The following is a 23,539-nucleotide window of genomic DNA, read 5'->3' as shown; positions in this document are numbered from 1 at the left end:
CTACTTCCTTATTATTTAATCCAAATACTTCCAGTTTTATATTCCATCTTAGATGATTGGCAAAGGTCATGCGTTTGTTTATAGGCTTCAGAAAAGCCTTTCAAAGAAAATTTAGCTGGATTTTTATTGCCCTGCTGAATCAGTGCAAATGTACCTGATTTAAATTGCTTAGATATTTTATCTACTATTTCTTTGTTTCGGTTGCCATTATTACCCCAGTTAATACTATAGCCACCTTCTCTCACATCCTTATTCCAAGCTACTCCCTGAATAAAATCATTGTTATCAACGCGTATCTTGATTTGTAATGGCTTAGATTCATATCCACCTTTTCCATAATGAAATACAACATCAGGTTCGTAATAACTTCCTCTTGGCCCGTTTCCACATGCTAAAGTTAAATATTGCCCATCAACTGTAGAACTTCTATATTGATAAAAAACTTCATCCGTAAATTTATCTGTTTTAGTCTGTTTTATCCAATCAGCATTAGCGCTTATTGAAAATGATATTCCTAACAAAGCAACAAAATATTTTTTCATAATTTCCTTAAACCATTTAAACATTAATAGTATCTATAGATTCAAATCCTCTATAGTTAGATACCCAAGATTCGAATTTTTCAGTTGTCGTCTTGGTTCTGCGACTCAACCTAAACTCATTAAAAATAAAATCAACAGGATCATCAGGGGCTTCTGCAAGCGCTCTTTGGGCTAGCCCTAGTCTTTCAGGTAACGATATAGAATTCCACTCCCTCGGAGTACCAAAAGCATCAACTCCTCTCCATTCAATTATTTCTTTACAGTCATCTGGTGATAGCCATACTGTTTTATCCGTTTCAGAATGATTCACTATCCCAGCCCAAGAGCTGATTACCGATTCGATATGATCTAACTGCTTCTTAGTTGTCCTAGCCATATCATGCATGTAGCCGATATCAGATGCTAATTCGTGCAAAGTAATACCACTTTTTGCAGTTAATATTTCTTTGGCAGCATTTTCTAAAACTGCCTTGTAACTTTCATCAAAATACTTTGACGGATCTAACGAGCCATCTTCCTCATCATCTTCTTCAAAAAGGTCTTCTTCCTCTTCAACAACAATATCAGTGGCTTCTTTATCTTTAGTTAACAATTCAGTCAATTGAACATGCACTTTTTCTATAATTTCGTTTGGATCTATAAAGTAATCGGTTGACCAAATACGCAACAGTTCCCATCCCAAATTCTCAAGAATGATATGTCTTACTCTGTCCCTATCTCGTGCTGCTGGAGAACTATGGTATGTTGCTCCATCACATTCAATACCCGCTAAAAATTGACCGGGTTTATCAGGATGAACTACCCCCATATCAATCCTAAATTTTCCAACACCTACTTGTGTTTGCACTTTCCAGCCTTTCGCTCTAAGTGCATAAGCAACCGCTTCTTCAAAGTAGCTGTCAAACTGATCTACGCCAAAATCTGCATTGGCTGTTTCAGGTAAAGCAACAGGGCCTTTCTCCGCAAATTCTAGGAAATATTTTAAGTGTTGAACCGCTAGAGCACTTGTACGGCTAAGGTCAATCATCGATGAGCCAAAGCTAGAAAACACATGAACCTCTGTTGTGGCTCGTGTAATAGCTACATTTAGCCTGCGCTCTCCTCCCTGTTTATTTAGGGGGCCAAAGTTCATACTCATAGTTTTGGCTTGAGGCTCTGTTGGACCATAACCTAAGCTCAATATGATGACATCGCGCTCATCACCTTGAACAGACTCTAAATTTTTCACAAAAATTGGATCGTATTTTTTACTGCCTTGGAAGAATTTTTCAATAGCAGGATGTTTTCTTCTTCGATCATCAAGAGCATCTTCTATGCATCTTTGCTGCTCGCTATTCAACGTAACGATACCAAACGTTAACGATTGATTTTTCTGCTGTAAGCTAGTAACAATGAAATCTGCAACAGCATTGGCTTCTATTATATTGTTCCGGTTCTTACCCTTTGAATATAAACCATCAACCCTGTGCATAGTTACTGCACTAGCTTTTGTTTCTGCACTTGGAAAGGTAACCAAGGAATTTTCATAATAGTGGCTGTTAGAGAAAGCAATTAGGCTTTCATGTTTACTTCTATAGTGACCAGTTAATCTATGGTGAGGTAATCGCGCTGATAATGCTTGATCTAAAATACTTTCCAAGTCCTCTTCGTCTGATGAATCATCATTTCCACTTTTAGAGAAAAAGTTGGTTGGTGGCATTTGTTTTGGGTCACCAACAATTATCACGTTCTTACCTCTGGCAATAGAGCCAACAGCATCCCATACCGTTATTTGTGAGGCTTCATCAAAGATTACTAAATCAAACGAACTGAAATTAGCAGGAAGGAATTGAGCCACCGATAATGGTGACATCATAAAACATGGTGTTAAATAAAGTAACGACTCTCCCATTTCAGTTACGAGTTGTCGGGTAGGCATATGATTGGATTTTTTATTAAACTGCCTAGATAACACGCCAAATTCAGCAGGAGCTTGGGGCGAATTGGGATCTGGGCTTGCAGATGCTGCGATGCTTGCAATGTACTCAGAGGTCGTATCTGCAACAAGGGTATCTAACTCTCTAAACTGAGAAATCAAATCTTCATGTCTAGACGTTTTGAATGTGCGTAGAACCTCGGAATTATCAATTAAGATAGGACAAAGCCAAATATATAACGCATTTTTAGTTTGCTCTTCAGTATCCGTTGAATCAATTAATCCTTGTTCCAATGCAATAACTAAATCATCTAGCCCTTTCTCATTAGCTTCTTTTTTACTTTCAACCCACTCACACCAAGATTTTAATTTAGGACCTAGCGTACTTAATTGAGATAATGACTCCCTCAAATTATGCAGAGTTACCGCTTCATCAACTTCCCCGCCTGAATTTATAAATTCTCTGATAGAATTCTTATAATTAGGCAATGTTGTAACAAACTTTTCACAAGCCCCATATAAATTAGAAGAAGCAAAAAACTCATGATTTTCTACAATCATTTGCCTTAGTTTAGCAATAAACTCGGCTGGATTTTCTAACCTGCCAGCAACTTTACGTGTTTGTAGGTAAACATTTTTTGAATATTCTAGATGACTTTGAAGTTCACTTTGTGCAGTATCCCAACCTTTCCAAATCTTGTCTTTTTCAAAAGTACCACTAATTTCGGATATATCTTGTGCAATAGACCTTACTTTATCTAATTCTTCCAATTCACCTACAGACACATCACCAGTAACACCATTACCAACTACCAACTTGTTCAATTTTCGAACAGAAAACCACTTTAAGGGCCATATTTTGGACTCTGCGATTTTCAGTTCTTCAATCCAACGCTTAATAGGAAGTTGACTTACATCTTCTATCTTGAAGGATAAATTGCATTTGGAAATTTGATTTTCAAGCTGTTGTTTAGAGCCACATAACTTTTCAAGTAGCTCCAATTTATCTTTTGCCTCTGAAGTAAAAATAAAACTAGTAAGGTTACTAGCTTGCTCAATAAGCAGGTTGGCTAAAGCCCCTAGCTCTTCAAGTGTGGAATTGTTTTCTCCCAACTCATTTAAGCCTAATACTTCTTCAAGTTTTGAATAGTCGAGTTTAATTGCCTCTAAATCTTTACTTAATTTATTACATGTTGATAAGAAGTCACTTTGCCAACTATTAGACCATGAATCTTGCTTTAATAACTCAAGGCTTGCTCTGTCAATATGTTCGACATCAGCAAAGTTAAGACCTACTCTTTTTGCTAATTCTAAAGTTGCTTCAACATCAGATTTACTTAACACAGGTGCAGTATCTAAAGATAAAGACCAGTTCAATTTAAACCTTGTTCTATCTTGGTATTTGCTGGCTCTAGCAATAGCCTGCCTAGGAGAAATTCCTAGTCTTGATTCCTTATGCAGTTCGCTAACATATAAATTTAAGTGCTGTTTTAATTCGAAAAGTTTTTCTGCGTTGTTCTTCCACTCAGAGCTAGTAGCACTTTCTCTTGTTGTCCAAGCTTTCTTTAATTGATCGAGGATGGCTTTTTTGTTCGCTTTATTACTATGTAATTCCAAACACAAGTGGGATAAACCAATTTTCTGTAATCGGCTATAAACAACATTAAGCGCAGCCATTTTTTCAGCTACAAATAATACTTTACGTCCTTTAGCTAAGTTATGGCTAATAATGTTAGCGATGGTTTCTGACTTACCTGTTCCCGGAGGTCCTTCTAGAACAAAATCTTGAGATTTCTCAGAAGCAGCTATTGCAACCATTTGAGAGCTATCTGCATTTAAAGGAATATATGCTTCTGATGGTTTGAACTTGTCATCAATATCACTTTGCTCATAAAAGTGACTTTCCTGCTGATACGATTTTTGTGGTGTTTCAATTAAATGTTCAACAAATGGGTTTGTTTTTAAAACATCAACTCTGTCTTTTAAGTCTTTCCACATTAAATATTTGGCGAAAGAAAAAGTGCTAAGAACAAGCTCTTCTTTTACTTCAAACCCTTGAATATCTTTAACCTTGTCCCTAACAGTAGCCCATATTCTTTCAACATCTACACCACTGTCATCTGTAGGCAAATGCTCTTTGAATAGAGACAAATCAATTTCGAAGTCATTTTGTAAAAATTCAATCAACGTTGAATTAAAAATGGGTTCTTCACCTTCAAGCTGCTTAATTTTGATTTTAGATCTGGCACTGGCTCTAATAAGTTGGGCGGGTAATAAAATTAATGGAGCTTGGTATGTTCTCTCACTATCAGGTGTTTCCTTCCATTTAAGCATACCTATAGCTAAAAACAGTGTATTGGAACCACCTTCTTCCAAATCATTTTTAGATTTGCGAAATAAGGTTAGAAGACTTCTCTCAAGCTTTTTAGGCGAGTCATTAGCAATTAATATTTTACTGCGAAGCTGCTCTAGCGCGAATTCTTTTTGTAAATCATCACCAATTTTAAACTTAAAGATCTCTTTATCTCTATTTCCTTCTGATAACGGTGACTCTTCAGGAGTAGTAAACTTAAACGTCTGACCCGAAGCCAATTCATCTTCAAGGGCACCTAAATCAGGACAGTAAATTTTTACTGATACAGCATTTGCAGATAAATTTAACAATCGATTTCTTTTTGTTAAATCGAGAAGTTTTCTCTGCCACTGCTGGACCCTTCCTTCAGGTGTGTCATCAATTGGTAGTTCTTCTGGACGAACTGGTGGTAATGTTGGTGCAACAGGAAGCTCTAATGGTTGGTTTTCTTCAACATTTGCTACATTATTTTGTTGCTCCGCAATTGTCGGTATAGGCTTTATTTGCCTTTTTCTGGCTTGTTTAAGATCTATTATATATACAAATTCGTCTTCACTGTCTTCTGCAATTAGTTGTTCTGCGTGCTCTGAAGCTTGACCAAACGTAATGGGACTATCGGAAGTCGCCAAGGTTGTTTCAAAAAGTACTATGTCTTTTGAAGCAATACGCTTCCTTATGTCCATTGGATCGTCATTTGTTAGTATTGGGAAACACTCATCAATCAACCATAAACCACAGCAAGCATGACCTTGCGTTAACGCTATAATAGAATTCAGACCTATATGTTCCAAACAAGCTGAAAACAATAACGATAAATCTAAACACGCTGCAATTCCTGTAGATTTAATTTCGTCTGGTAATCGAATTCTTTGCCCCGAATAAGCAAAACTTGACGGTGGTGTTACATAAGAAACATTAGAGGCTGATATAACATTCCAAATTGCGGCAGCCATCAAATATGGTCTTTCACGAGTTTCAGATTGATAACCATCCAAGGATGAGCCATGCCCAGCCTGCTTTAATTGTTCTGAAGCCTTTTTAACGATTTCCGTTACATATGCAGTATTAGGGCAGGAAAAAGCGGCTAACAATTCAGCCATTCTTTCTTCACCGCCCCAAAAATTCTTAGGAAGAATGTCAATCGAGACAGTTTCTGTTTTAACTAACTCTTCACCTAAAAACACTTTAAACGTAAGGTTAATTGAAACCTGTTCAGTTAGTTTATTTAAGTACTCGTAAGATATTTTGGGTAACTGTTTAGGTAAAAGTTGAGTATGTCCTGCTTCGATAGAATCAACATGCCAAGTTAAACTGCTAAATACTTCGTTTTCAGCAGTAAGTTCAACTTTTAAATCCCGATAAATATTATGTTCTTCATTATTTAAAGGATCGGTTTTAATAGCCTTTAATTCTAGCGATGAGATTAAAGGGTACTGATTTTGCTGAAACGCGAGTGAATATACTGGTGCAACGCCTGCATTTATTGTGAACTTTTCCATATATTCTCCCTTCAGTCGTGAAATGTTTAAATAAAATAACTTAAAACTACACCATTGTTATTTTTTTGATTAAATTTGGCTATTATGTTGCTGCTTTGATTTAGCGTTTTTCTTATCTTTGACCCAAAACACTGAACCATTAGTTTTCCTCATTTCAAAGAGGTCTATTGAGGCAAAGAGTTCGCTTAATTTTTTAAACCCATAATTCCGCTGATCAAATGATGCATGGTTTGCGATGTGTGTTCCTACTGGGCCTAACCTTGCCCAACCATCATCATCTTCAACGGCTGAAATTGCTTGTCTTAGTAAGTTCATTAATTTGGTATCACTTTTAATGCTTGGGCTATGAACTTGCTTAGGCTTATCATCACTAACAGCGTCATCAAGAAAAAGAAATTTAGAACAGCTATTCACGAAGGCTGCTGGAGCTTTGCGCTCACCAAAACCAATTACAAACTTTCCATCGGCTAAAACGCGGGTGACAAGAGGCGTAAAATCACAATCAGAAGAAACTAAACAAACCGTATCGATATCTTTAGTATATAAGGTATCCATCACATCAATCACCAGAGCAATATCAGTTGCATTTTTACCTTTAGTTAAATCAAATTGTTGAATAGGCTGAATAGCGTATTCATGAAGGACATCTTCCCATTGTTTTAAACAATGACTTTTCCAGTTACCATATGCTTTACGAATATTAACCACACCATAACGAGCTAGTTCGGAGAGAATGACATCAATTTTACTGGCAGGAGCATTATCAGCATCGATAAAAAGTGCTATTTTTTCCTTATCTTTCAAACGTGATTCCTTATCAACGCACAAAATTACTATCTAGTTTTTATGCCATAGCTGCATAAAAATACAAGAAAAATATTGATATTACTTGTTATTGCTCAAAATTTTTTAATCATATTAACAATATATTAACCATTCACTACAATTTATAGCTTTCCAGATACAGCGTACACAAACTTTTTCAGTGAAGTACTGATAATTCCCTATTCAATAACTTTATTTGCAATGGACTAAATCCACTTCTCAACAACTCAAAATCATCTGAATCAATAATTGCTTTGCGGCCTTTTCCAATCGTTTGATAAATACTGTCTGAGGCCGTTTGAATAAGCTGATTACTCGTAAATACCTTTGTTATCTTGGAAGAACAAACATAATCATTTTTAGCAAAACGAAACGTAGAGTCATCAACTACAATGCCCCACAGAACTTCGCCCAATAGCTCATTTTCTTGCATAACTGCAACAGTAAACCAATCTGAGATAACAGTATTCATCCTGACTCCCCATGACTAATGAGGTTTTAATCATAGGTAAAATCAAATTAAAAACATATCAAAAGCATGGAGCTAATATCGACTAATTTATATCAACTCGTCGCAGAAAAATTAAGCTTTTATATTCCAATAACTTAAACATCGAATAACTGGTTAATTATTTCTTGTTTATCCATCAGCGCATTCATTGTCTGCTTTCTCGAAACTGTTAACTCCGCCAAGTTATATTGCTCAGCCTCTTCCGTTGAAACGTAGTTAAGGCCATTTAATGAATATTTACTAGCCGCGACTTCTTGATTGGATACAGTAAAACCAAGTGGTGTTTGTGCTGGCCTTGAACGGTATTCTTCTGCCAATCTCTCAATATCATCTAGCACGGTTCGTCCAGACTCTTCTTTTTGAAATTCTGTGGCGTTGATAAACAACACATCATTGGTCTTTTTGGCTTTATTTAGCACCAACAGGATCATAGGTAGTGGACAAAAATTCATGATTTTTGCGGGTAGTGTAATAACTGCGTCTACCACGTTATCCTCAATAAGCTGCTGTCGAGCTTTAATATCACCTTTTCTAAAAAGTGGCCCTTTTCCCATAACAACATAGGCTTTACCGCTCTTGTTGAGCATTTCCAGCATATGGCTAATGTACAAATGTTCTTTGTATGTAACATTTTCCTGCTCTTCTTGTTCCGCTATTTTTCCCGTCTTCCTGTCGGTAACGATTTTAGGCTGAAGCAAACACATCGACATATCGTATCGCTCAGTGGCAATTTGATTGTTTGATAAACAATAGGTGTGCGAAGTATTAATATTTGTCGCTTGTGCTAAAGCAAATTTGCGATAAGTATGGCGCGGTGTTTCAGTGACAGTTTCTATTTGAATTTCTTTATCTGGGTATTCCAATGCTAGATAAAGACTTTGCTCAGTAGTCACTTCATATGGGGCGTAGATACTATCAACACTGCCGATATCGCCAGCTTCCATGATTAAATCGATAAAGTCAGAGGGGATTTCCTGATAGTTAAAACCTTCTTCAAACTGAAGTGGATCACTAACAGCCTGTAAACGCATTAATACCCTGCTATAGACCTCTACCGCATCGTATGTCGTCAATAAATCCACGTTATTAAGTGATTCAATACTAAATACTTCACTGATGATATAAAGGTTATCTTCAACTAGTGATTGTTTGATTTCAGGTAGTAGTTTTATAAGTAGCGGGTCATCAACTTTTCTAGTGATATCGGCAAATTTCAGAACCAACTTTCTATCAAAATGATTTTGCTCAGCTTCTGATAACGAAGAGAAAACACCTTGCGGTAAGGCTTTTCGTGACAGCTTAAACTCGTTATTAAGTAATTCATCAACGCTTTTTTTAATGGCACTGGTAGGTGATACTTGCTCTGAAATTATCTCAAGCTGTTGAATGAATGCTGTTATATCTGTCTCGTGATAGAGCTTGTCTAACTGAAACTTCACATCGCCCGTTGATAAATCGGCTAACCGACAGAATAAAAAGAACAAAAAGTAGTCACGTTTTTCAGTATCACCAACAAACGATTTAATATCAGTAAACTTATAGTTCTGAACGATATCTATGATGATTTTCTCTAACATATTAGTAGTCCGTATTAATCAGTTTGTTGGCAAGCGCTTTTAGCTGTTGCTCTCTATTGTCAATTAAATCGAGCAAGAGTTTCTTTTCCGCACGCGTTTCGCGTATCAAATTCACTATCTTTTGTTGCTCTTCTGGTGGTAGTACAGGCAAAGGCAGCCTTTCTAGCGTTTCTCTACTGAGTGTACTTTGATAGCTACCGGGGCATTTACGCGCAAACCAATTCTGACATCTTGATGAATTAACCGCGTACTCTATAAATTCGGGTAATATAATTTTGGGATCGGGTGAGCGTAAAATGAGAAAATGTTGAGAAACAACGGTTTTAGACGGGACTTTCTCTAAATGAAACGCATACTTTTTCGCTCCCTTTACGGTAATAAGTACATCTCCCGCCTTTAAGTACTCGATATGACCTTTAGTTGAGATATTGGTACGCAATAAATTCTTTAAATCGAGGTAGTCACCTCGCTCGTTTTTTACAATATCGCGCAACTGAATGACGAAATTTTCGCCATTTTTGTCCTCCTTGATCTTTCCTCGAAAAAATTTTCCGTTCTGGGCAATTATTTTTAATGTTTTTACTGTGTTGTACATATCAGAAATAGTATGGAATAGCAGTTAGCCTTTCTTTAAGTATAACGCAACGCGGTTATCGTTGCACCAATTTTAGCACTTGCAGTCACTATTTTTTGGCGCTAAGCTTCATCCCGTCAACACACCGAACTGACTGAGGAGGCTAGTTATTTGACACCGAATATTCATTGCATCAATGAAACAGAAGTACGTAGTTGTTTTATGCCCGAAAACAACAAAGTGGTTATCCAAAGCCACATTAGGAAAGGTGAGTCTATTCACTTATCCAACTCCAATCCCTTGCTGGATGAATCATCCTCAAAAATATCGTCTTTTATCGACAATACCGAGCGACCGACTGAGTTTCGCTTCTAGCTAACTTGTGGACTATTGCTCTTTACACATCCCAAAATTTTAAAAATTTAATGTTTAGCGCGATTACCGCCAGTAGGACTTTTGCGCCCAAATTTTAATGAAAGGAACAGAACGATGAGAAAAAAATACAGAAATAATTTTAGCAAAGGGAGCCAAATCTCCCTGTTTAAATCTTACCTCAATGGTGGCGAGTATATCTGGGGACAGTCGCAACTAGAGCGTAATGCTCAGCGGTTTTATGAATACGATCCTGAGGTCATTTCTTTTAAATCACAACCTAAACAATACGCCTATATCGACGCATCTGGTAAGGAGCGAAGTTACACCCCAGATTTAAGCCTTGAAACACTGAAAGGAGAAAGAATTAAAGAAACTAAACCCGTTGTTTTTACCAAATCTGATAAAGCGATTGAACAATTCAATCACCTGCGTATGTGTTTTCATGAGGCCCAAATTTTGAATTTATCCTATATCACCGATGAAACCGTTTATGCTGGTGAGACCACCGAAAACCTCAAACGCATCCACCATTATCGTCGATTAGACATTTCTAAAATTAGTGTCCCAAGTCTTACCGATGCCATTGGCAAGACCCCAACTTTTGGCTCACTGAAAACCTACATTGAATCAATTGATTTTCAGGCAAAACACGCGTTAGCCCTACTAGGACATCAAGTGTTTCGTTTTGACTATCAAAAGCCATTAACAACCGAAACACAATTAACATTCGTGGAGGAAGCATAGTGAATAGTGGGTTGTTATTAGAAGTTGGCCTTGATTTAAAAGTATCAGGCTGCCACGGCACAATTTTATATGTCGATAATGAACGTGTACTTATCGGCTATAAAAGCAAGCCAGATGATCTGTACAAACCCTACGAGCTGCTTCAAGCAATCAATGAAAAACTTATCACCGTCATTGATAAGCCCTATGAAATGCGCTGTGTAGTTCACCTAAAAGACGACGAGCAACACGAGTGTGACAGACGCACGGCTTATTGCGAGAAATTTTTTGAGTTTAAAACACTAAATCCTACTGATGGACTGACTCAAGAGCTAGTAGATGAAGTCTATGAAGAGATTAAAGAGGACCACCCAGTAAAAACATCAGTTAAGACAGTTTACAAGTGGTACAAGCGATGGCTTGAAGACGGTAAAGACATGGCATTGCAAGTCGTGAAATCAGAGTACAGCCAAACAGAGTGGCGTTTCCCTGATAGCGTGCTTGAATTCATGGACAAAATGATCAGTCGCTATTACATGCAGCTAGGCGAACCGACAATGGCCTACGCACATGACATGTTCACTAAAGCTTTTAAGCGCAAAGGTAAAATGTTCAAAGGATATGACATACCTAGCCTATCAACATTTGAACGTCGCATTAATTCTTGGCCTAAATACGAGAGAGATTTAGCCAGATACGGTAAAAAATTCGCAGATCGCGAAAACCGTGAAGCATCTAAGACTTACAACGTCCAAAATGTACTTGATTTAATCGAGTGTGATGGCCTTGAAGTGAACATGGGCTTGCTAAAGGAAGATGGCACCTATGCAGGGAAAATAGGCATTATTGCTGCGATGGATGTTAAAACTCGCACATGTCTAGGGTATACAGTAGTCGTTGGCGAAAAACCGAAAGAATCTGCTGCGGCTGTTATTCACTGCCTATCACACTCCATGCGCATCAAAGCTGATCCCGCCAAGTACCCTGCTGGTGGTATTGGATTAACTTACGTTTTCGACAATGGACCGGGCTTTAGAGCCGCAATGACGAAAAAGTTCATGAATGCCATTGGCTCAGACGTAACTTACTGCCGCTCTGGTATGCCAGAAGAGAAGCCTCATGTCGAGCGTATGTTCGATACATGGCGTAGTAAGTTCTTCAAAGGTAAAAAAGGCTACCTTCACAAGCGTGATAAGAAAAAGGTTTCAGACACCACGATTCGAAAAGCCGCTGCAATAACGGTAGCTGAGTTCATGGTGATGTTCGAAGACTATATCGAAACGGAATACAACAACACACCAAACCGCATGATGAACAACTGGACACCCAATGAAATATGGGCAGAACATGCTCGCATTGATGAAGTGATCACGTTGGCTGACTTTGGTGACCGCACCAAGCTAAGAGGTAATGCTAAAACATTACGCTGCAACAGAAATCATGGCATTCCGCATCGCGGTCAGCGCTTTAACTGTGATGCCTTGATGAAAGAAGTGAACTTCATACTCGGTGGCTCAGAGGATATTTCTTATCCGGTTGATGTACTTATAGATGACTTTGACGCTTCAGCTATTACTGCTGTTTTCGGTCAACGCATGATTGAAGTGCCGAATGTCAAAAACGTTCCTCGCGACACAAGTTTCAGTTACTTGAAGTCATTTGAACGAACCATTGATAAATCAAAATTACCAAAACACCTAACCCCTAGACAAGCAGGCAATATCGTTAAAAAGCGCAGAGCTAATGGCACCTTAATCGAGCAAGACACACTGATTATTGACGAAGAAATTACAAATAACACTACTAAAGATATGGAGAAAGACATTGCAGACAACACTACCAACATCACAGACGAAGAGCGTAAATCAACAACTGGTTTTGGCACTAGACGAAAAAAATCAAAATAAGGAGGTAAACATGACAAAGCTTTTGATGAAGCAAAGTCCACGCATTAATGATGCGACTAATGATTTTTTGGACACTCACTTTGATACGCCTGACATGGAAATCATTCAGGACGCTATCGCCCAATCACATGCTACACACCATACCGAATGCGTACAAGGTATGCATTTAATCGGTCAAGCAGGTACTGGTAAGTCATACATCGTTGAAGACTATGCCAGCAACTACCCTCGATACTTTGAGGAAGGTCAAGAAGTTGTACCCGTTCTCTACGTCAGCCTGATTCAGAAATCGACAAGTTACTCATTGATCGCTAGGTCATTACGCAAATTGACGGGGCTGCGAAGAATTAGTGGACGAGAAGAAGATTTACAAGCCAGACTTTCCAATCGATTAATTGCTGCCAAGACAGAGTTAGTCATTATTGATGAGTCTCAACACCTTACACGAGAATCTTCAGCTATATCAGCACAGCATGCTGCCGATGCAATTAAATCACTGATGGATGAAACAGGCATCCCTTTCCTTTGTGTTGGGATTGATAGCTCACTCGATTTACTCATGGGTAAATCAAAGTTTAAGAAAGAAAAGCAGTTAAAACGTAGAAACCGACGTATGTATCAGGTTCAGCCTTACCAATTAGGCTCTGAGCATTGGAAAGACCTAATGACACAATATCAGGAAGTACTTAGTTGCACAGAAGACCTAACCAGTGACAGCATGCTTAAGCGTATGCATATCGCCACCTCAGGATTATTTGGCGATTTGACGCCACTGTTTAAGGAAGCAATTGAAATTGCGGGTGATAGTCGATTAATTGATTTGAAGGTATTAGAAAAAGCTTATATCGAATTTCAGCCTCAAAGTGAGCTTTTATTTAACCCTTTCAAAGCATCAATGACGACTATTGAAGCAGAAATCACACACCGTTTAGATGCTGCAAGAGAAGCAGCTTCGGTTGAATAAGCAAAGAGGTGAACGATATGCACTTAATGACACAAACCGCTCCTATTGCTGGTGAATCGATCCGCAGCTATTTGGTACGTTTAGCATTAAATAACGATTACTCTACCGTACAGCAAATGCTAGGCGAGTTTCGTGATTATAAGCATCTGGTGGTGAATAGTTGTGATCAAAGTCTACTAAGTTTTGCTCAGTACACAGCAACCCTAGATAGCATAAGCGATTTGCAACCATTTGATGATAACTATAGCCCCAGTGAAACCCATCTATGCTACCGAACACTGATGGACAAAGCACCAAAAATCTGCCCTATATGCATGACCTCTCAACGACACACTTGTGCTGATTGGCAGCTTTATACGATAACACATTGCCCAATGCATAATGTGAAATTAATTTCTACATGTGTTTGCGGTGAAGCGTTTAGCTGGGATGAGGATTTATTGCATTATGGTTGTAGCAAATGTGATCGCAATTGGAAAATGATTGCTGACGCTCAAACACAAGAAACAACACCTGTGCATGTAGAGCACTTTTATAACCTTTCAAGACATGAGCGAATAGATTTTGTTGAAGATTTATTCACGGCCACGATAAGAGCGTTAAGACCATATGACTCTGTTCACCACGGAATCAAGCAATTACCTAACTATGTGCCTGATTGGGGAAATATCAGCAAGCTAGCCTATGCCTTGTTAACGAATCGACAAGTTATCGAACAATGGCTTTCTTCAATGAGTGATGTAAGGCAGCATTACGCTGTACTGGGTAAAAGTGCTATCTATTACCCCTTCAATACGATGCAAAGCAAGTTGAACAACACTTGGCTAGTTTCAGGCTATAACCCTAATGTCGGCACAACTGCCACTTCAAGTGAGCCTTTACCAAGTCATAACAAAACTACTTGTACCGCGAGAAATAAAGCAGCGTTGTTAAATAGATATCATGCACTAGATGAACTACTGATTAACCACTTAGATCAAACTGGTTTTGCTAACATGCTGAAGTGTGATTTGTCGTTAGCACGTGGTTTATTTAAATTACCGTCAATATCAACCGTCACGAGTGTGGGGCGAGGCCGTTTTAGCTTTATTGATATATCAGACTTTATTAATCAAACACGCCAGCAAAATACAGCTAAGCAGCATGAGACTATAAAGCTTACTGACTTATCACATTTATTGGATAGATATACGCTCGACTGTAATGAAGCATTAGTCGAAATTTACAAGCACAAATTACCCATTTACATTGACCTAACAGAAGATACGCTAATCGACACTATTTGCATCAATGAAAATGTATTAGCAGAATTTCTTGATACCATATTTTTAAAATCATTAAGCGCAGTAACATTGCCTCGTACCAAGCGTATTCTTGGTATTTCAAGAGACCGTGTGGTTCAATTAGGTAAGCTTGATTACATTGATGAACTCATCACGAAGCCGACAATTCGTTGTTACACAGGAGAATCTATTGCCTCGTTTTTAGAAAGTTATATTTGTATAGACCACTGGGCAGAAAGCAAAAATGCTTGTTCTAGCAAAATCATCAAACACTTAAAACAACAGAAATTTGAGCCTGAATTATCACCGTTTATCTACGAAAAATCAGATGAACTTAATACTGTATTAGAGTGTTGCTTTTCTGAGAATACGCAAGCACAACAACAACTAGATATGTTTGGATAAACAAGCTTATTCACTATAGCTTGTCTAGCATTTCTAGTTCCTTATTTATCTTACGAACCTCCCTCTTGTTAGAAACCCTTTCTCCAACAAAATAACTCATTAGTTCCTTATTCGACGCTATCTTTGCTTGCTCCAACTCTTTCTTTAGATCTTCGTTATTTCGCTTTAAGAAATCAAGTTGCTCTCTTAATATGTACTTTCTATTAGTATGGGCAAGCTGAACCCTAATCATAAAAGCAGAGCTTATTATACCTCCCCCTAAGGCAGCTAATGATAAAGATGACACTTGCTGTAACACAGCGACATTATGCTGCTTTGATAACACTGGATACTTCCCAATGATAAGTGCTGCTAAATCGTTAAAAGTAGCAGCCACAATACATATGCTGAATCCCAAAAGTAATAAATAATGAGGACGACTATAAAATTTATGGTTTGGAAGGAAATAAAAAAAGATAACAATACTAAAAACAAAAATTAACCCAATATATAAAATCACTATTTACTCCTATTAAAATCAAACAATGTTTATATTTGCTAATTTATTAGCTTGTAAAATATCTGTAAAATTATAAAGTTAATTTAAAGTTTTTTTGTTTTAGGCGTTATTAGATTATATGGATTTCTCGCAATTCATGATGTTTATAACAAGATTCTCGCGTTCTCTGAAGCAAAATTGAAAATCAAAAAATGTTAACTTCTTTGCAGGCGTTATTCTATTTGAGATCGATTTCTCACGAAAACCCAAGATCTACACATTAAAAAAGGACTGATACATAGCAGTCCTTATTGACATAAATTAGGTTGTATAGCTGAACAGTGGTATATGGCTTTACTCTCTGTAATTAACCATAAGTGAGCCAGAAACATTGCCTACAGTAACATTTGTTATAAGCTGATAACCAACGTCAGTAAAAAATGTTTGATATCTTTCTGTAGTCGCAAAAACGGCGACTCCTTCGCTGTCTGGGTGCTCTTCCAATATGGTGGTCACCGCAGCCATTAAATAACGGCCAAAGCCGTGTTGTTGATGCAAAGGATGAATCGCAATAAAGGCTAGCATATGAAAGGTTTCCATCGGCACTGACGATAAAATAATATCTTCTTTTTCAATCATTTGCTTGGTACTAAAGTAACCTGCGCCAAGTAGCATTTTTAAACGCCAATGCCAAAACCTGCCAGAAGAAACACCTTCGTCTGATTTATTTAAGCAAGCAACACCAACCATGGTTTCACCTAAATAAAGTCCTACTATAGGTTGTTTAGCATGCCAAAAAGCACCTAACTCTTCTCGAATAGATGTACGCAAACGTTGCTCATAATCGATACTATCACCGTCAAATATTTCTAAAAAAACGGGATCGTCGTGGTAGGCTTGATATAATAATGAGGCGGCTACTTTCAAGTCTTCAGCAACAAGATAGGCTGCCCTGATCTCAACACCACTTTCCTTTTTTAAATCTGCGCTCATAAAAAACCTTATATTATTATTTGTATCTACCATAGCAGGTAAATTAAAATAAGATCAAATATTGAGCGCAGGTTTACTGCAAAACAGTTGATTAATTTTTTATGTTTCTACTATAGTCAGCGCCATTTCCGGTATCAATTAACGCCCCATCAACAAAGTGCAAATAAGTGCATTCATCTTTAGTTGTTAACCCGTCTTTGTGCACACGGTGTGTACGGTAATACAACACATTAACCGTTTGACCTGCTTGCTCGAAAGATTCTGTAAAATCTGCTAACCCTAAGCGATTTTGCACATCAACAATACTAGACTTTAAAGTAAGTTTAGAAATTATTTTTCGATTTTCGCTTTCTCTATCACTAAAGTCTGATGAAAAGTTACTGCCATCTCCTTCACCGTTTACCGCGATTACACAGCCTGTTAATGAAAGTGATGCAAGTAGAGTTAGCGCAATTAATGATTTGCTCATTGAAAGTTCCTTAAAATAGCTTGTTAAATAAATGGGTTATTTAACTAATTAATAGCAAGCTATAGGCCAACTACCTTAATCAACTGAAATATAAGGAATAAGAAAAGATTAAACTAAATTGTATAAAGACTTTAGTTAACTATTTAGCTAAAATATGGTCAATTAAACACAGCTATTTAATTATTATGACAACTTCTGAAGAAATTTTAATCATCGCTAACCAGCTCGCTAATGCAGGTAAAAAGCCCACTCTTGCCTTAGTGAAAACTAAGTTAAGCCAACCAGCTCCTTTAGCTTTGCTCATTAATACGCTTAAAAATTGGCAACATCAGCCAGAAAATATAAACCTGAACAGAGATACTGAAATAAAAGCATCTTCAACACTTGTAGCAACTAACAATATCACGCAATTAATTGCTGACGCGATTGATCCTCTCCAACAAGAAATTGTTCAATTAAAACAGAGGATAACCAAGTTAGAATCAAAAATAGATAAGATAAAATAAAGTTGAGCTTATTTAGGATGGTCTCCCTGATATACAAATGGCGTTAATTGTTGAATAAATTCGTTCAACGAGTCTGCTAATTTTTTGTGCGGCTCACAACCAATACCTTCAACCCAAACAGAACCGTCGGCATTGTCGATAGATAAGATAAAGTTTTCATCATCTGTGATTGCGAAAAACACAGTAATTTTTTGCTTTAACTTTCGCTTCATTAAAATATGTCCAATAATATTTTCTTGCAATCGTGCAAAATCTTCTTCGCTCCATGCGAACAGCAAAGACAACTCTCCATGTTCGCAATTTGCTGCAATACTATCGCTAAAAATTGTTGTAAAGTATTGACAAATATCTGTGTGTAACTCTACATCTAAAGCTTTTTCGACGTTTTCAAATGATAATGTTGACTCAACTTTGTGAGGTAACCAAGTATTAAACTGCTCGTCAAACTGACTTACAATACATGACGATGGCCACTGCTCATCTATTTCAACTAGCGGTAAATGATTAAGCTGATTTTTATAAGCTTCAACATAGTTTTGACTAAACAACCAAAGTGACGAGGATAAACCGCTGTTTAACAATATCTTCTCCTAACTAAATACAGTAAAATAGAACACAAATACCCAATAATTTAACATCATGAGTCAATACAGTAACAATTCATTATTAGACCAACTTACTTTAGGTAAATCAACTAGCTATAGTCAGTATTACGATCCTAGTTTACTACAAGGTGTACCGCGTAGTCTAAACCGAGATCAACTTTCGATAACAGCAAGTACTTTACCTTTTAAAGGTGAAGATGTTTGGTATGGCTATGAGTTATCTTGGTTAAATAGTAAAGGCAAGCCCATTGTTGCGTTGGCAGAGTTTAGGTTTCCTTGCACCACTGCTCATATTGTAGAGTCAAAATCGTTTAAATTATATTTAAATAGCTTTAATCAAAGCCGCTTTAACTCTGGTAAAGATGTAGAAAAAGCACTTCTCACTGATCTACAAAAAATTGTTGAAGGTGAAGTAGAGGTTACATTATTTAACGTTGAACAATGCCCTGCCTTATCATTTATCAAAAGTGATTATGAATGTATTGATGACTTAGATATTGAAATAGATAGTTATCAGCTAGACCCTAGCTTACTTCAACTATCTGTTTCACCAAAACCTGTCAGTGAAAAATTAGTCAGCCATCTCCTTAAATCTAACTGCCTAATCACTAATCAGCCAGATTGGGGGACAATTTATATTGATTATAAAGGCGCTAAAATTTGTCATCAGTCGTTGTTAAAGTACCTAGTTTCATTTCGTCAGCACAATGAGTTTCATGAGCAATGTGTTGAGAGAATATTTATCGACTTGATGAAATACTGCAAACCAGACTCACTTACCGTATTTGCACGATATACACGCCGTGGAGGCTTAGACATTAATCCTTATCGTTCAACCACAAGTAAACCTGCGCCAAATTTAAGAACGTTAAGGCAATAAAATACAGCCTAATTGGTATTGATTGTAATTTTTAAACTCAAAACATCCTATTAAGCGCTTTTTTTGCTCAGTTGTACTGACTTTTTCTTGATCTTACGTATACTATTATTATGTGCTTTTTGAACTGTTACGTTTGTGAATGTAATACCAGTTTCATTAATTAGGTGATCAATTTTATACACAGGAAAAACCGTCAAATACAAGGCATTTATTTTTATCATTCGTTGTTCTAATGGTTAAAAACATAACGCTGTAGTTGTTTGTTTAGCTAGTAAAAATAATCATATAGTTAGTAAGATTGTATAAGTATGGGAATTGCATATCTCTACGTTGTAATAACATAAAGGAATTTAGTTTCTATGAGCCAATCTACCACTGCTGATAAAGAAATTATTGTATTAAAAAAGAAGCTAGATTCTGCAATACAAGCTCGTCTAGAGTTACAAAAAGATCTAGAGGTGCAATCATCCACCTTTGTTCAATTCATTAGTAAGCTTTCACATACGGCAAAAGGCACTGATGCTCAGCTAGATAATAAGCTAGCTAAATTAAGAAAATTACTCGCTAAGTCGTCATCTTGGCAAGACGTTCAAGACATGCTTAGCGAAATCACCCAGTTATTACTAAAGCATTCTGCAACAAAAGATCGCAATATTACCCATTTGCATGAACAGTTTCATCAAGCGGGGCAACTATTACAAAAAATACGAAATCTACCCGATTCTTTAAGACGCGAACTTCGCACATTAATCAGTGAAACAAAAGATACAAAAGACTCTGTTATTCAATATATTTCACCTTTGAGTCAATTAATCAAATTATATCAAACCGCTTTAATTTCTAAAGAAAAAATAAAACATGATGTATCAAGTAAAAACCAATCTAATACCTCCCCCGAAACCACATCAGTAGACAGTAGTATTATTGAGCGGTTTACTGCGTTTTTAACAAATTTAAATGTATCAAGCTCTTACCAGCCGAAAATAAATAAAATTAAAACCGAGTTAACGAGTAATATTTCGCATAAAGAGTTGCTCGATGACTTTCTTGAAGTGTTTGAAATAATCAATAAAGACCTTATCGCTGAGCGTGATACCGCGAAAGTATTTTTATCTACACTCAGCAAAACGCTTTCCTCGGTGCAAACAGCAGTTCAAACAACAATAAGTATTAATGAAGCCTCTAAAAGTAAACATAGCGAACTCAATAAAAAGCTGAAGAAAAATATCACAGACATGGCAGAAGGATTAAATAATGCTAATTCACTTGCTGATGTTAAGGTTGATATAAATGAAAAGCTAAAACATATAGCTTCGGCACTTGAAGAAAAAACAGTGTTTGAATTCGAACAATTAAAGGCAATGAGTTTGCGTTTAGGTGAAATGCAACAAAAGGTCAACTTATTAGAATCTCAAGGCCGTGCTTTTAAGAAAAAAATACAAGAACAGCAAGCCATCAGCTACCAAGACGCCTTAACAAAGTTAGGAAATCGAGCCGCTTTTGACGATTACTTTTCAAAACAAATGGTTCGCTTTCATCATGCACCCTTTGACTTAGCTATTGTTGTACTTGATTTAGATAATTTCAAACGTATAAATGATACTTACGGTCATACTGCAGGAGATAAAACACTTCAGGTAATTGCAGCAACCCTAGCTAAGTCGATCGATAAAGATCAATTCGTAGCTCGCTATGGCGGTGAAGAGTTTGTGATGATATTTACTAATATTGATAAGAAACAGTTAATTGAAAAACTTAATACAATACGGTTAAAAGTAGCTAAGCTCCCCTTTAAATTTAAAAATAATAATGTCAGTATTACTCTCTCGTTAGGTGTTACTCATGTTATTGGAAGTGATAATATTCACACCGCATTCGAACGTGCAGACACTGCACTGTATAAAGCGAAAGAAACTGGTAAAAACCAAGTTATTTACGCTTAACCCTTCTTCGTTGTAACAGGAGTTGCCTATGCAAACTCAACTAAATCCAGTTGGCAATATGAATTTATTGTCACCATTAGAAGTCGCACAATTACAAGAGTCGGCTACTTGTCAGTTATATCATCTTTATCGTAACTGTTCGCTTGCCGTATTAAATTCAGGTAGCCATACCGATGATGCCGAAATTATATACCAACAATTTAAAGACTTTAATATCAAGGTATTACGCCGCGAACGTGGGGTAAAAATAGAACTAGAAAACCCGCCTTTACACGCGTTTGTTGATGGAAAGATTATCAGAGGAATACTCGAACATCTCTCAGCTGTATTGCGTGATATCTTATTTACAAACAATCGTTATTGCGAAGACGACTCTTCTGCAAAGATCACCCATAACACCTTTGATATTATACGTAATGCTAATATCATTATTCCAGATAGTGATCCCAATCTAGTCACTTGTTGGGGCGGACATTCTATTTCAACTATAGAATATAAGTATACCAAGGAAGTTGGTTATCAACTGGGGTTGCGTAGCTTTAACATTTGTACTGGCTGTGGACCAGGTGCCATGAAAGGACCTATGAAAGGCGCTACCATTGGTCACGCAAAACAGCGTATTAATAATGGAAGATATATTGGCATAACCGAGCCGAGTATTATTGCTGCCGAGCCGCCAAACCCCATTGTAAATGAGCTTGTTATTATGCCGGATATTGAAAAACGGTTAGAAGCATTTGTTAGAGTATCACACGGCATCATTATATTTCCTGGCGGAGCAGGCACAGCAGAAGAGTTATTGTACATTTTAGGTATTATGCTTCACCCTAAAAATCAATCGCAAAAATTACCGATCATTTTAACTGGTCCAGCAGAAAGCGCCGAGTATTTCAAACAAATTGATACTTTCATTGGCGAAACCTTAGGCAAAACGGCTCAAGACCTTTACCAAATAATTATTGACGATGCACAGCTTGTTGCACAAACCATGTCGAAAGGTTTAGAAGAAGTGTTAACTTATCGGAAAGAAATTAGCGATGCCTACCACTTTAACTGGTCATTAGTAATAGAGCCTGAATTTCAACATCCTTTTAAACCAACTCATGAAAATATAGCAAATACTGAGATCAGTTATAATTTAGACACTGCAACACTTGCTGCTAATTTAAGACGTATTTTCTCAGGAATTGTGGCAGGAAACGTAAAAGCAGAAGGTATAAAAGCCATACGAGAGCATGGTGTATATAAAATTACGGGTGATATTAAAATAATGAAATTAATGGACAATTTACTTAATTCATTTGTTGAGCAACAACGCATGAAATTACCAGGTAGCATTTATGTACCTTGTTATCAAGTACTTAAAGAGAAGTAAATGTCAGTACATTTAGTATTAATTGATGCACTAAATTTGATCCGTAGAATATACGCGGTACAAGAGCGCCCTTTTTTGCTTAACAGCGAACTTGCTGATAACACTAAAAAACAAGTGTTGTTTAATACTATTCAAGCCTGTGAAAATGCCCTTTTGAAAATAATTGAAAGCCAAAGCCCAACACATGCTTTGGCTTTATTTGATAGTGAAAAGCCTTGTTGGCGTTACCAGATATACCCAGACTATAAAAAAGGCCGTAAAAAAATGCCTGAACATTTAGCTGAAAAGTTAAGTGACATTCAAGATGCGTTTATGCGTAACCATGTAGACTCTTTAGCTTCAGACGAAGATGAAGCAGACGATCTTATCACAACATTAGCAATTAAAGTGGCGTTAAGGGGACAGAAAGTGACCATTGTTTCAACAGACAAGTGCTTTCTATCGCTGTTAAGTCAAAATATTCAGGTATACGATTATTTTAATCGTAGGTATCTTGACCGCCAACACGTTAAAGAAAAGTTTAATGTTAAGCCTGAGCAGCTAATGGATTTATGGACTCTTACAGGCGACAGTACCAATAAAATACCGGGAGTGCCTAGTATTGGACAAATAACTGCAGCGAATCTATTAAACCAGTACGGTTCTTTAAACGCACTCTTAAATGCCAACGATCTTAAAGCCAGTTTACGAGAAAAGTTAGCCCAGCATCAAGAGCAAATACAATTAAGTAAGTCATTATTAACTCTTAGGCTTGATATTCCACTTGGCTTTAATTTAAAAGATATCCGCTTACCTTCTAACGACACCACAACCAGTTAAACTGCCTGTATCGTAAGT

At 37.0% G+C, this 23,539-nt stretch carries 19 protein-coding genes; 9 read left to right on the top strand and 10 right to left on the bottom strand.

Annotation, left to right across the window (positions count from 1 at the left end; translation table 11 throughout):
• Nucleotides 1–11 precede the first annotated feature (11 nt).
• The 6 genes from QUD79_RS05115 to QUD79_RS05090 all read right to left on the bottom strand — a co-directional run bounded on the left by QUD79_RS05115 (nt 12) and on the right by QUD79_RS05090 (nt 9,817).
• Nucleotides 12–542, bottom strand: a complete 531-nt coding sequence (locus QUD79_RS05115) for a hypothetical protein (protein ID WP_184424912.1) — start codon at nt 540–542, stop codon at nt 12–14.
• 16 nt (nt 543–558) lie between these two features.
• The gene (gene proA, locus QUD79_RS05110; protein WP_184424914.1) at nt 559–6,309 is read right to left on the bottom strand and encodes an anti-phage protein ProA; all 5,751 of its coding nucleotides are present in this window, start codon (nt 6,307–6,309) and stop codon (nt 559–561) included.
• A 69-nt stretch (nt 6,310–6,378) separates the two neighbouring features.
• Nucleotides 6,379–7,113 carry an NYN domain-containing protein gene (locus QUD79_RS05105; RefSeq protein ID WP_184424916.1) on the bottom strand — a complete coding sequence of 245 codons (735 nt, stop codon included), beginning with the start codon at nt 7,111–7,113 and terminating at the stop codon, nt 6,379–6,381.
• Between the two features lie 178 nt (nt 7,114–7,291).
• Nucleotides 7,292–7,606 carry a hypothetical protein gene (locus QUD79_RS05100; protein WP_184424918.1) on the bottom strand — a complete coding sequence of 105 codons (315 nt, stop codon included), beginning with the start codon at nt 7,604–7,606 and terminating at the stop codon, nt 7,292–7,294.
• Nucleotides 7,607–7,740: 134 nt separating this feature from the next.
• A complete protein-coding gene (locus tag QUD79_RS05095; protein ID WP_184424920.1) occupies nt 7,741–9,222 on the bottom strand; it encodes an N-6 DNA methylase in 1,482 nt (493 codons plus the stop codon).
• A gap of 1 nt (nt 9,223) precedes the next feature.
• Nucleotides 9,224–9,817 (bottom strand): restriction endonuclease subunit S, encoded by a 594-nt coding sequence (locus tag QUD79_RS05090; RefSeq protein ID WP_184424922.1) that lies wholly within the window; start codon nt 9,815–9,817, stop codon nt 9,224–9,226.
• 468 nt (nt 9,818–10,285) lie between these two features.
• Between QUD79_RS05090 and QUD79_RS05085 the strand changes: the two genes are divergently transcribed.
• Genes QUD79_RS05085 through QUD79_RS05070 form a run of 4 tightly spaced genes read left to right on the top strand, consistent with a single transcriptional unit; the run spans nt 10,286 to nt 15,453 of the window.
• A complete protein-coding gene (locus QUD79_RS05085; protein WP_184424924.1) occupies nt 10,286–10,915 on the top strand; it encodes a hypothetical protein in 630 nt (209 codons plus the stop codon).
• Nucleotides 10,915–12,801 (top strand): TnsB C-terminal domain-containing protein, encoded by a 1,887-nt coding sequence (locus tag QUD79_RS05080; RefSeq protein WP_184424926.1) that lies wholly within the window; start codon nt 10,915–10,917, stop codon nt 12,799–12,801. The genes QUD79_RS05085 and QUD79_RS05080 overlap by 1 nt, the downstream gene beginning before the upstream one ends.
• 10 nt (nt 12,802–12,811) lie before the next feature.
• On the top strand, nt 12,812–13,765 hold the full coding sequence (locus tag QUD79_RS05075) for a TniB family NTP-binding protein (RefSeq protein ID WP_184424928.1): 954 nt from the start codon (nt 12,812–12,814) through the stop codon (nt 13,763–13,765).
• Nucleotides 13,766–13,782: 17 nt separating this feature from the next.
• A complete protein-coding gene (locus QUD79_RS05070) occupies nt 13,783–15,453 on the top strand; it encodes a TniQ family protein (RefSeq protein ID WP_184424930.1) in 1,671 nt (556 codons plus the stop codon).
• Between the two features lie 13 nt (nt 15,454–15,466).
• On the opposite strand, the gene QUD79_RS05065 is transcribed toward QUD79_RS05070, so the two are convergent.
• The 3 genes from QUD79_RS05065 to QUD79_RS05055 form a co-directional block, all read right to left on the bottom strand.
• Nucleotides 15,467–15,952 carry a hypothetical protein gene (locus tag QUD79_RS05065; protein ID WP_184424932.1) on the bottom strand — a complete coding sequence of 162 codons (486 nt, stop codon included), beginning with the start codon at nt 15,950–15,952 and terminating at the stop codon, nt 15,467–15,469.
• Nucleotides 15,953–16,285: 333 nt separating this feature from the next.
• Nucleotides 16,286–16,924, bottom strand: a complete 639-nt coding sequence (locus tag QUD79_RS05060) for a GNAT family N-acetyltransferase (protein ID WP_184424934.1) — start codon at nt 16,922–16,924, stop codon at nt 16,286–16,288.
• Between the two features lie 91 nt (nt 16,925–17,015).
• Nucleotides 17,016–17,393 (bottom strand): DUF3192 domain-containing protein, encoded by a 378-nt coding sequence (locus tag QUD79_RS05055; protein WP_184424936.1) that lies wholly within the window; start codon nt 17,391–17,393, stop codon nt 17,016–17,018.
• A 185-nt stretch (nt 17,394–17,578) separates the two neighbouring features.
• On the opposite strand from QUD79_RS05055, the gene QUD79_RS05050 reads away from it, so the two are divergent.
• Complete coding sequence (locus QUD79_RS05050) at nt 17,579–17,899, top strand: hypothetical protein (protein WP_184425028.1); 321 nt, start codon at nt 17,579–17,581, stop codon at nt 17,897–17,899.
• An 8-nt stretch (nt 17,900–17,907) separates the two neighbouring features.
• Here QUD79_RS05050 and syd read toward each other — a convergent pair whose 3' ends face one another.
• Nucleotides 17,908–18,480, bottom strand: a complete 573-nt coding sequence (gene syd, locus QUD79_RS05045) for a SecY-interacting protein (RefSeq protein ID WP_221435216.1) — start codon at nt 18,478–18,480, stop codon at nt 17,908–17,910.
• Between the two features lie 58 nt (nt 18,481–18,538).
• On the opposite strand from syd, the gene queF reads away from it, so the two are divergent.
• The 4 genes from queF (at nt 18,539) to xni (ending at nt 23,521) form a co-directional block, all read left to right on the top strand.
• Nucleotides 18,539–19,384: an NADPH-dependent 7-cyano-7-deazaguanine reductase QueF gene (gene queF, locus QUD79_RS05040; RefSeq protein WP_184424938.1), complete on the top strand. Its 846-nt coding sequence runs from the start codon at nt 18,539–18,541 to the stop codon at nt 19,382–19,384.
• 359 nt (nt 19,385–19,743) lie between these two features.
• A complete protein-coding gene (locus tag QUD79_RS05035; RefSeq protein WP_184424940.1) occupies nt 19,744–21,327 on the top strand; it encodes a GGDEF domain-containing protein in 1,584 nt (527 codons plus the stop codon).
• Nucleotides 21,328–21,355: 28 nt separating this feature from the next.
• Nucleotides 21,356–22,702, top strand: a complete 1,347-nt coding sequence (gene ppnN, locus QUD79_RS05030) for a nucleotide 5'-monophosphate nucleosidase PpnN (RefSeq protein WP_184424942.1) — start codon at nt 21,356–21,358, stop codon at nt 22,700–22,702.
• Nucleotides 22,703–23,521: a flap endonuclease Xni gene (xni, locus tag QUD79_RS05025; protein ID WP_184424944.1), complete on the top strand. Its 819-nt coding sequence runs from the start codon at nt 22,703–22,705 to the stop codon at nt 23,519–23,521.
• The last annotated feature ends 18 nt before the right edge of the window (nt 23,522–23,539 follow it).

The sequence above is a fragment of the Thalassotalea piscium genome (assembly GCF_030295935.1).
GTDB lineage: Bacteria > Pseudomonadota > Gammaproteobacteria > Enterobacterales > Alteromonadaceae > Thalassotalea_B > Thalassotalea_B piscium.
Note: the sequence above shows the minus strand (reverse complement) of the source record. Positions and strands in the feature narration are given on the sequence as shown.

Excerpts from the sequence above, each read along its gene's own strand:
- QUD79_RS05090 (WP_184424922.1), bottom strand. The coding sequence starts at position 9,817 with ATGTACAACACAGTAAAAACATTAAAAATAATTGCCCAGAACGGAAAA.
- QUD79_RS05060 (WP_184424934.1), bottom strand. The coding sequence starts at position 16,924 with ATGAGCGCAGATTTAAAAAAGGAAAGTGGTGTTGAGATCAGGGCAGCC.
- QUD79_RS05055 (WP_184424936.1), bottom strand. The coding sequence starts at position 17,393 with ATGAGCAAATCATTAATTGCGCTAACTCTACTTGCATCACTTTCATTA.
- QUD79_RS05070 (WP_184424930.1), top strand. The coding sequence starts at position 13,783 with ATGCACTTAATGACACAAACCGCTCCTATTGCTGGTGAATCGATCCGC.
- QUD79_RS05050 (WP_184425028.1), top strand. The coding sequence starts at position 17,579 with ATGACAACTTCTGAAGAAATTTTAATCATCGCTAACCAGCTCGCTAAT.
- proA (WP_184424914.1), bottom strand. The coding sequence starts at position 6,309 with ATGGAAAAGTTCACAATAAATGCAGGCGTTGCACCAGTATATTCACTC.
- QUD79_RS05115 (WP_184424912.1), bottom strand. The coding sequence starts at position 542 with ATGAAAAAATATTTTGTTGCTTTGTTAGGAATATCATTTTCAATAAGC.
- queF (WP_184424938.1), top strand. The coding sequence starts at position 18,539 with ATGAGTCAATACAGTAACAATTCATTATTAGACCAACTTACTTTAGGT.
- ppnN (WP_184424942.1), top strand. The coding sequence starts at position 21,356 with ATGCAAACTCAACTAAATCCAGTTGGCAATATGAATTTATTGTCACCA.
- QUD79_RS05095 (WP_184424920.1), bottom strand. The coding sequence starts at position 9,222 with ATGTTAGAGAAAATCATCATAGATATCGTTCAGAACTATAAGTTTACT.
- xni (WP_184424944.1), top strand. The coding sequence starts at position 22,703 with ATGTCAGTACATTTAGTATTAATTGATGCACTAAATTTGATCCGTAGA.
- QUD79_RS05085 (WP_184424924.1), top strand. The coding sequence starts at position 10,286 with ATGAGAAAAAAATACAGAAATAATTTTAGCAAAGGGAGCCAAATCTCC.
- QUD79_RS05035 (WP_184424940.1), top strand. The coding sequence starts at position 19,744 with ATGAGCCAATCTACCACTGCTGATAAAGAAATTATTGTATTAAAAAAG.
- QUD79_RS05100 (WP_184424918.1), bottom strand. The coding sequence starts at position 7,606 with ATGAATACTGTTATCTCAGATTGGTTTACTGTTGCAGTTATGCAAGAA.
- QUD79_RS05075 (WP_184424928.1), top strand. The coding sequence starts at position 12,812 with ATGACAAAGCTTTTGATGAAGCAAAGTCCACGCATTAATGATGCGACT.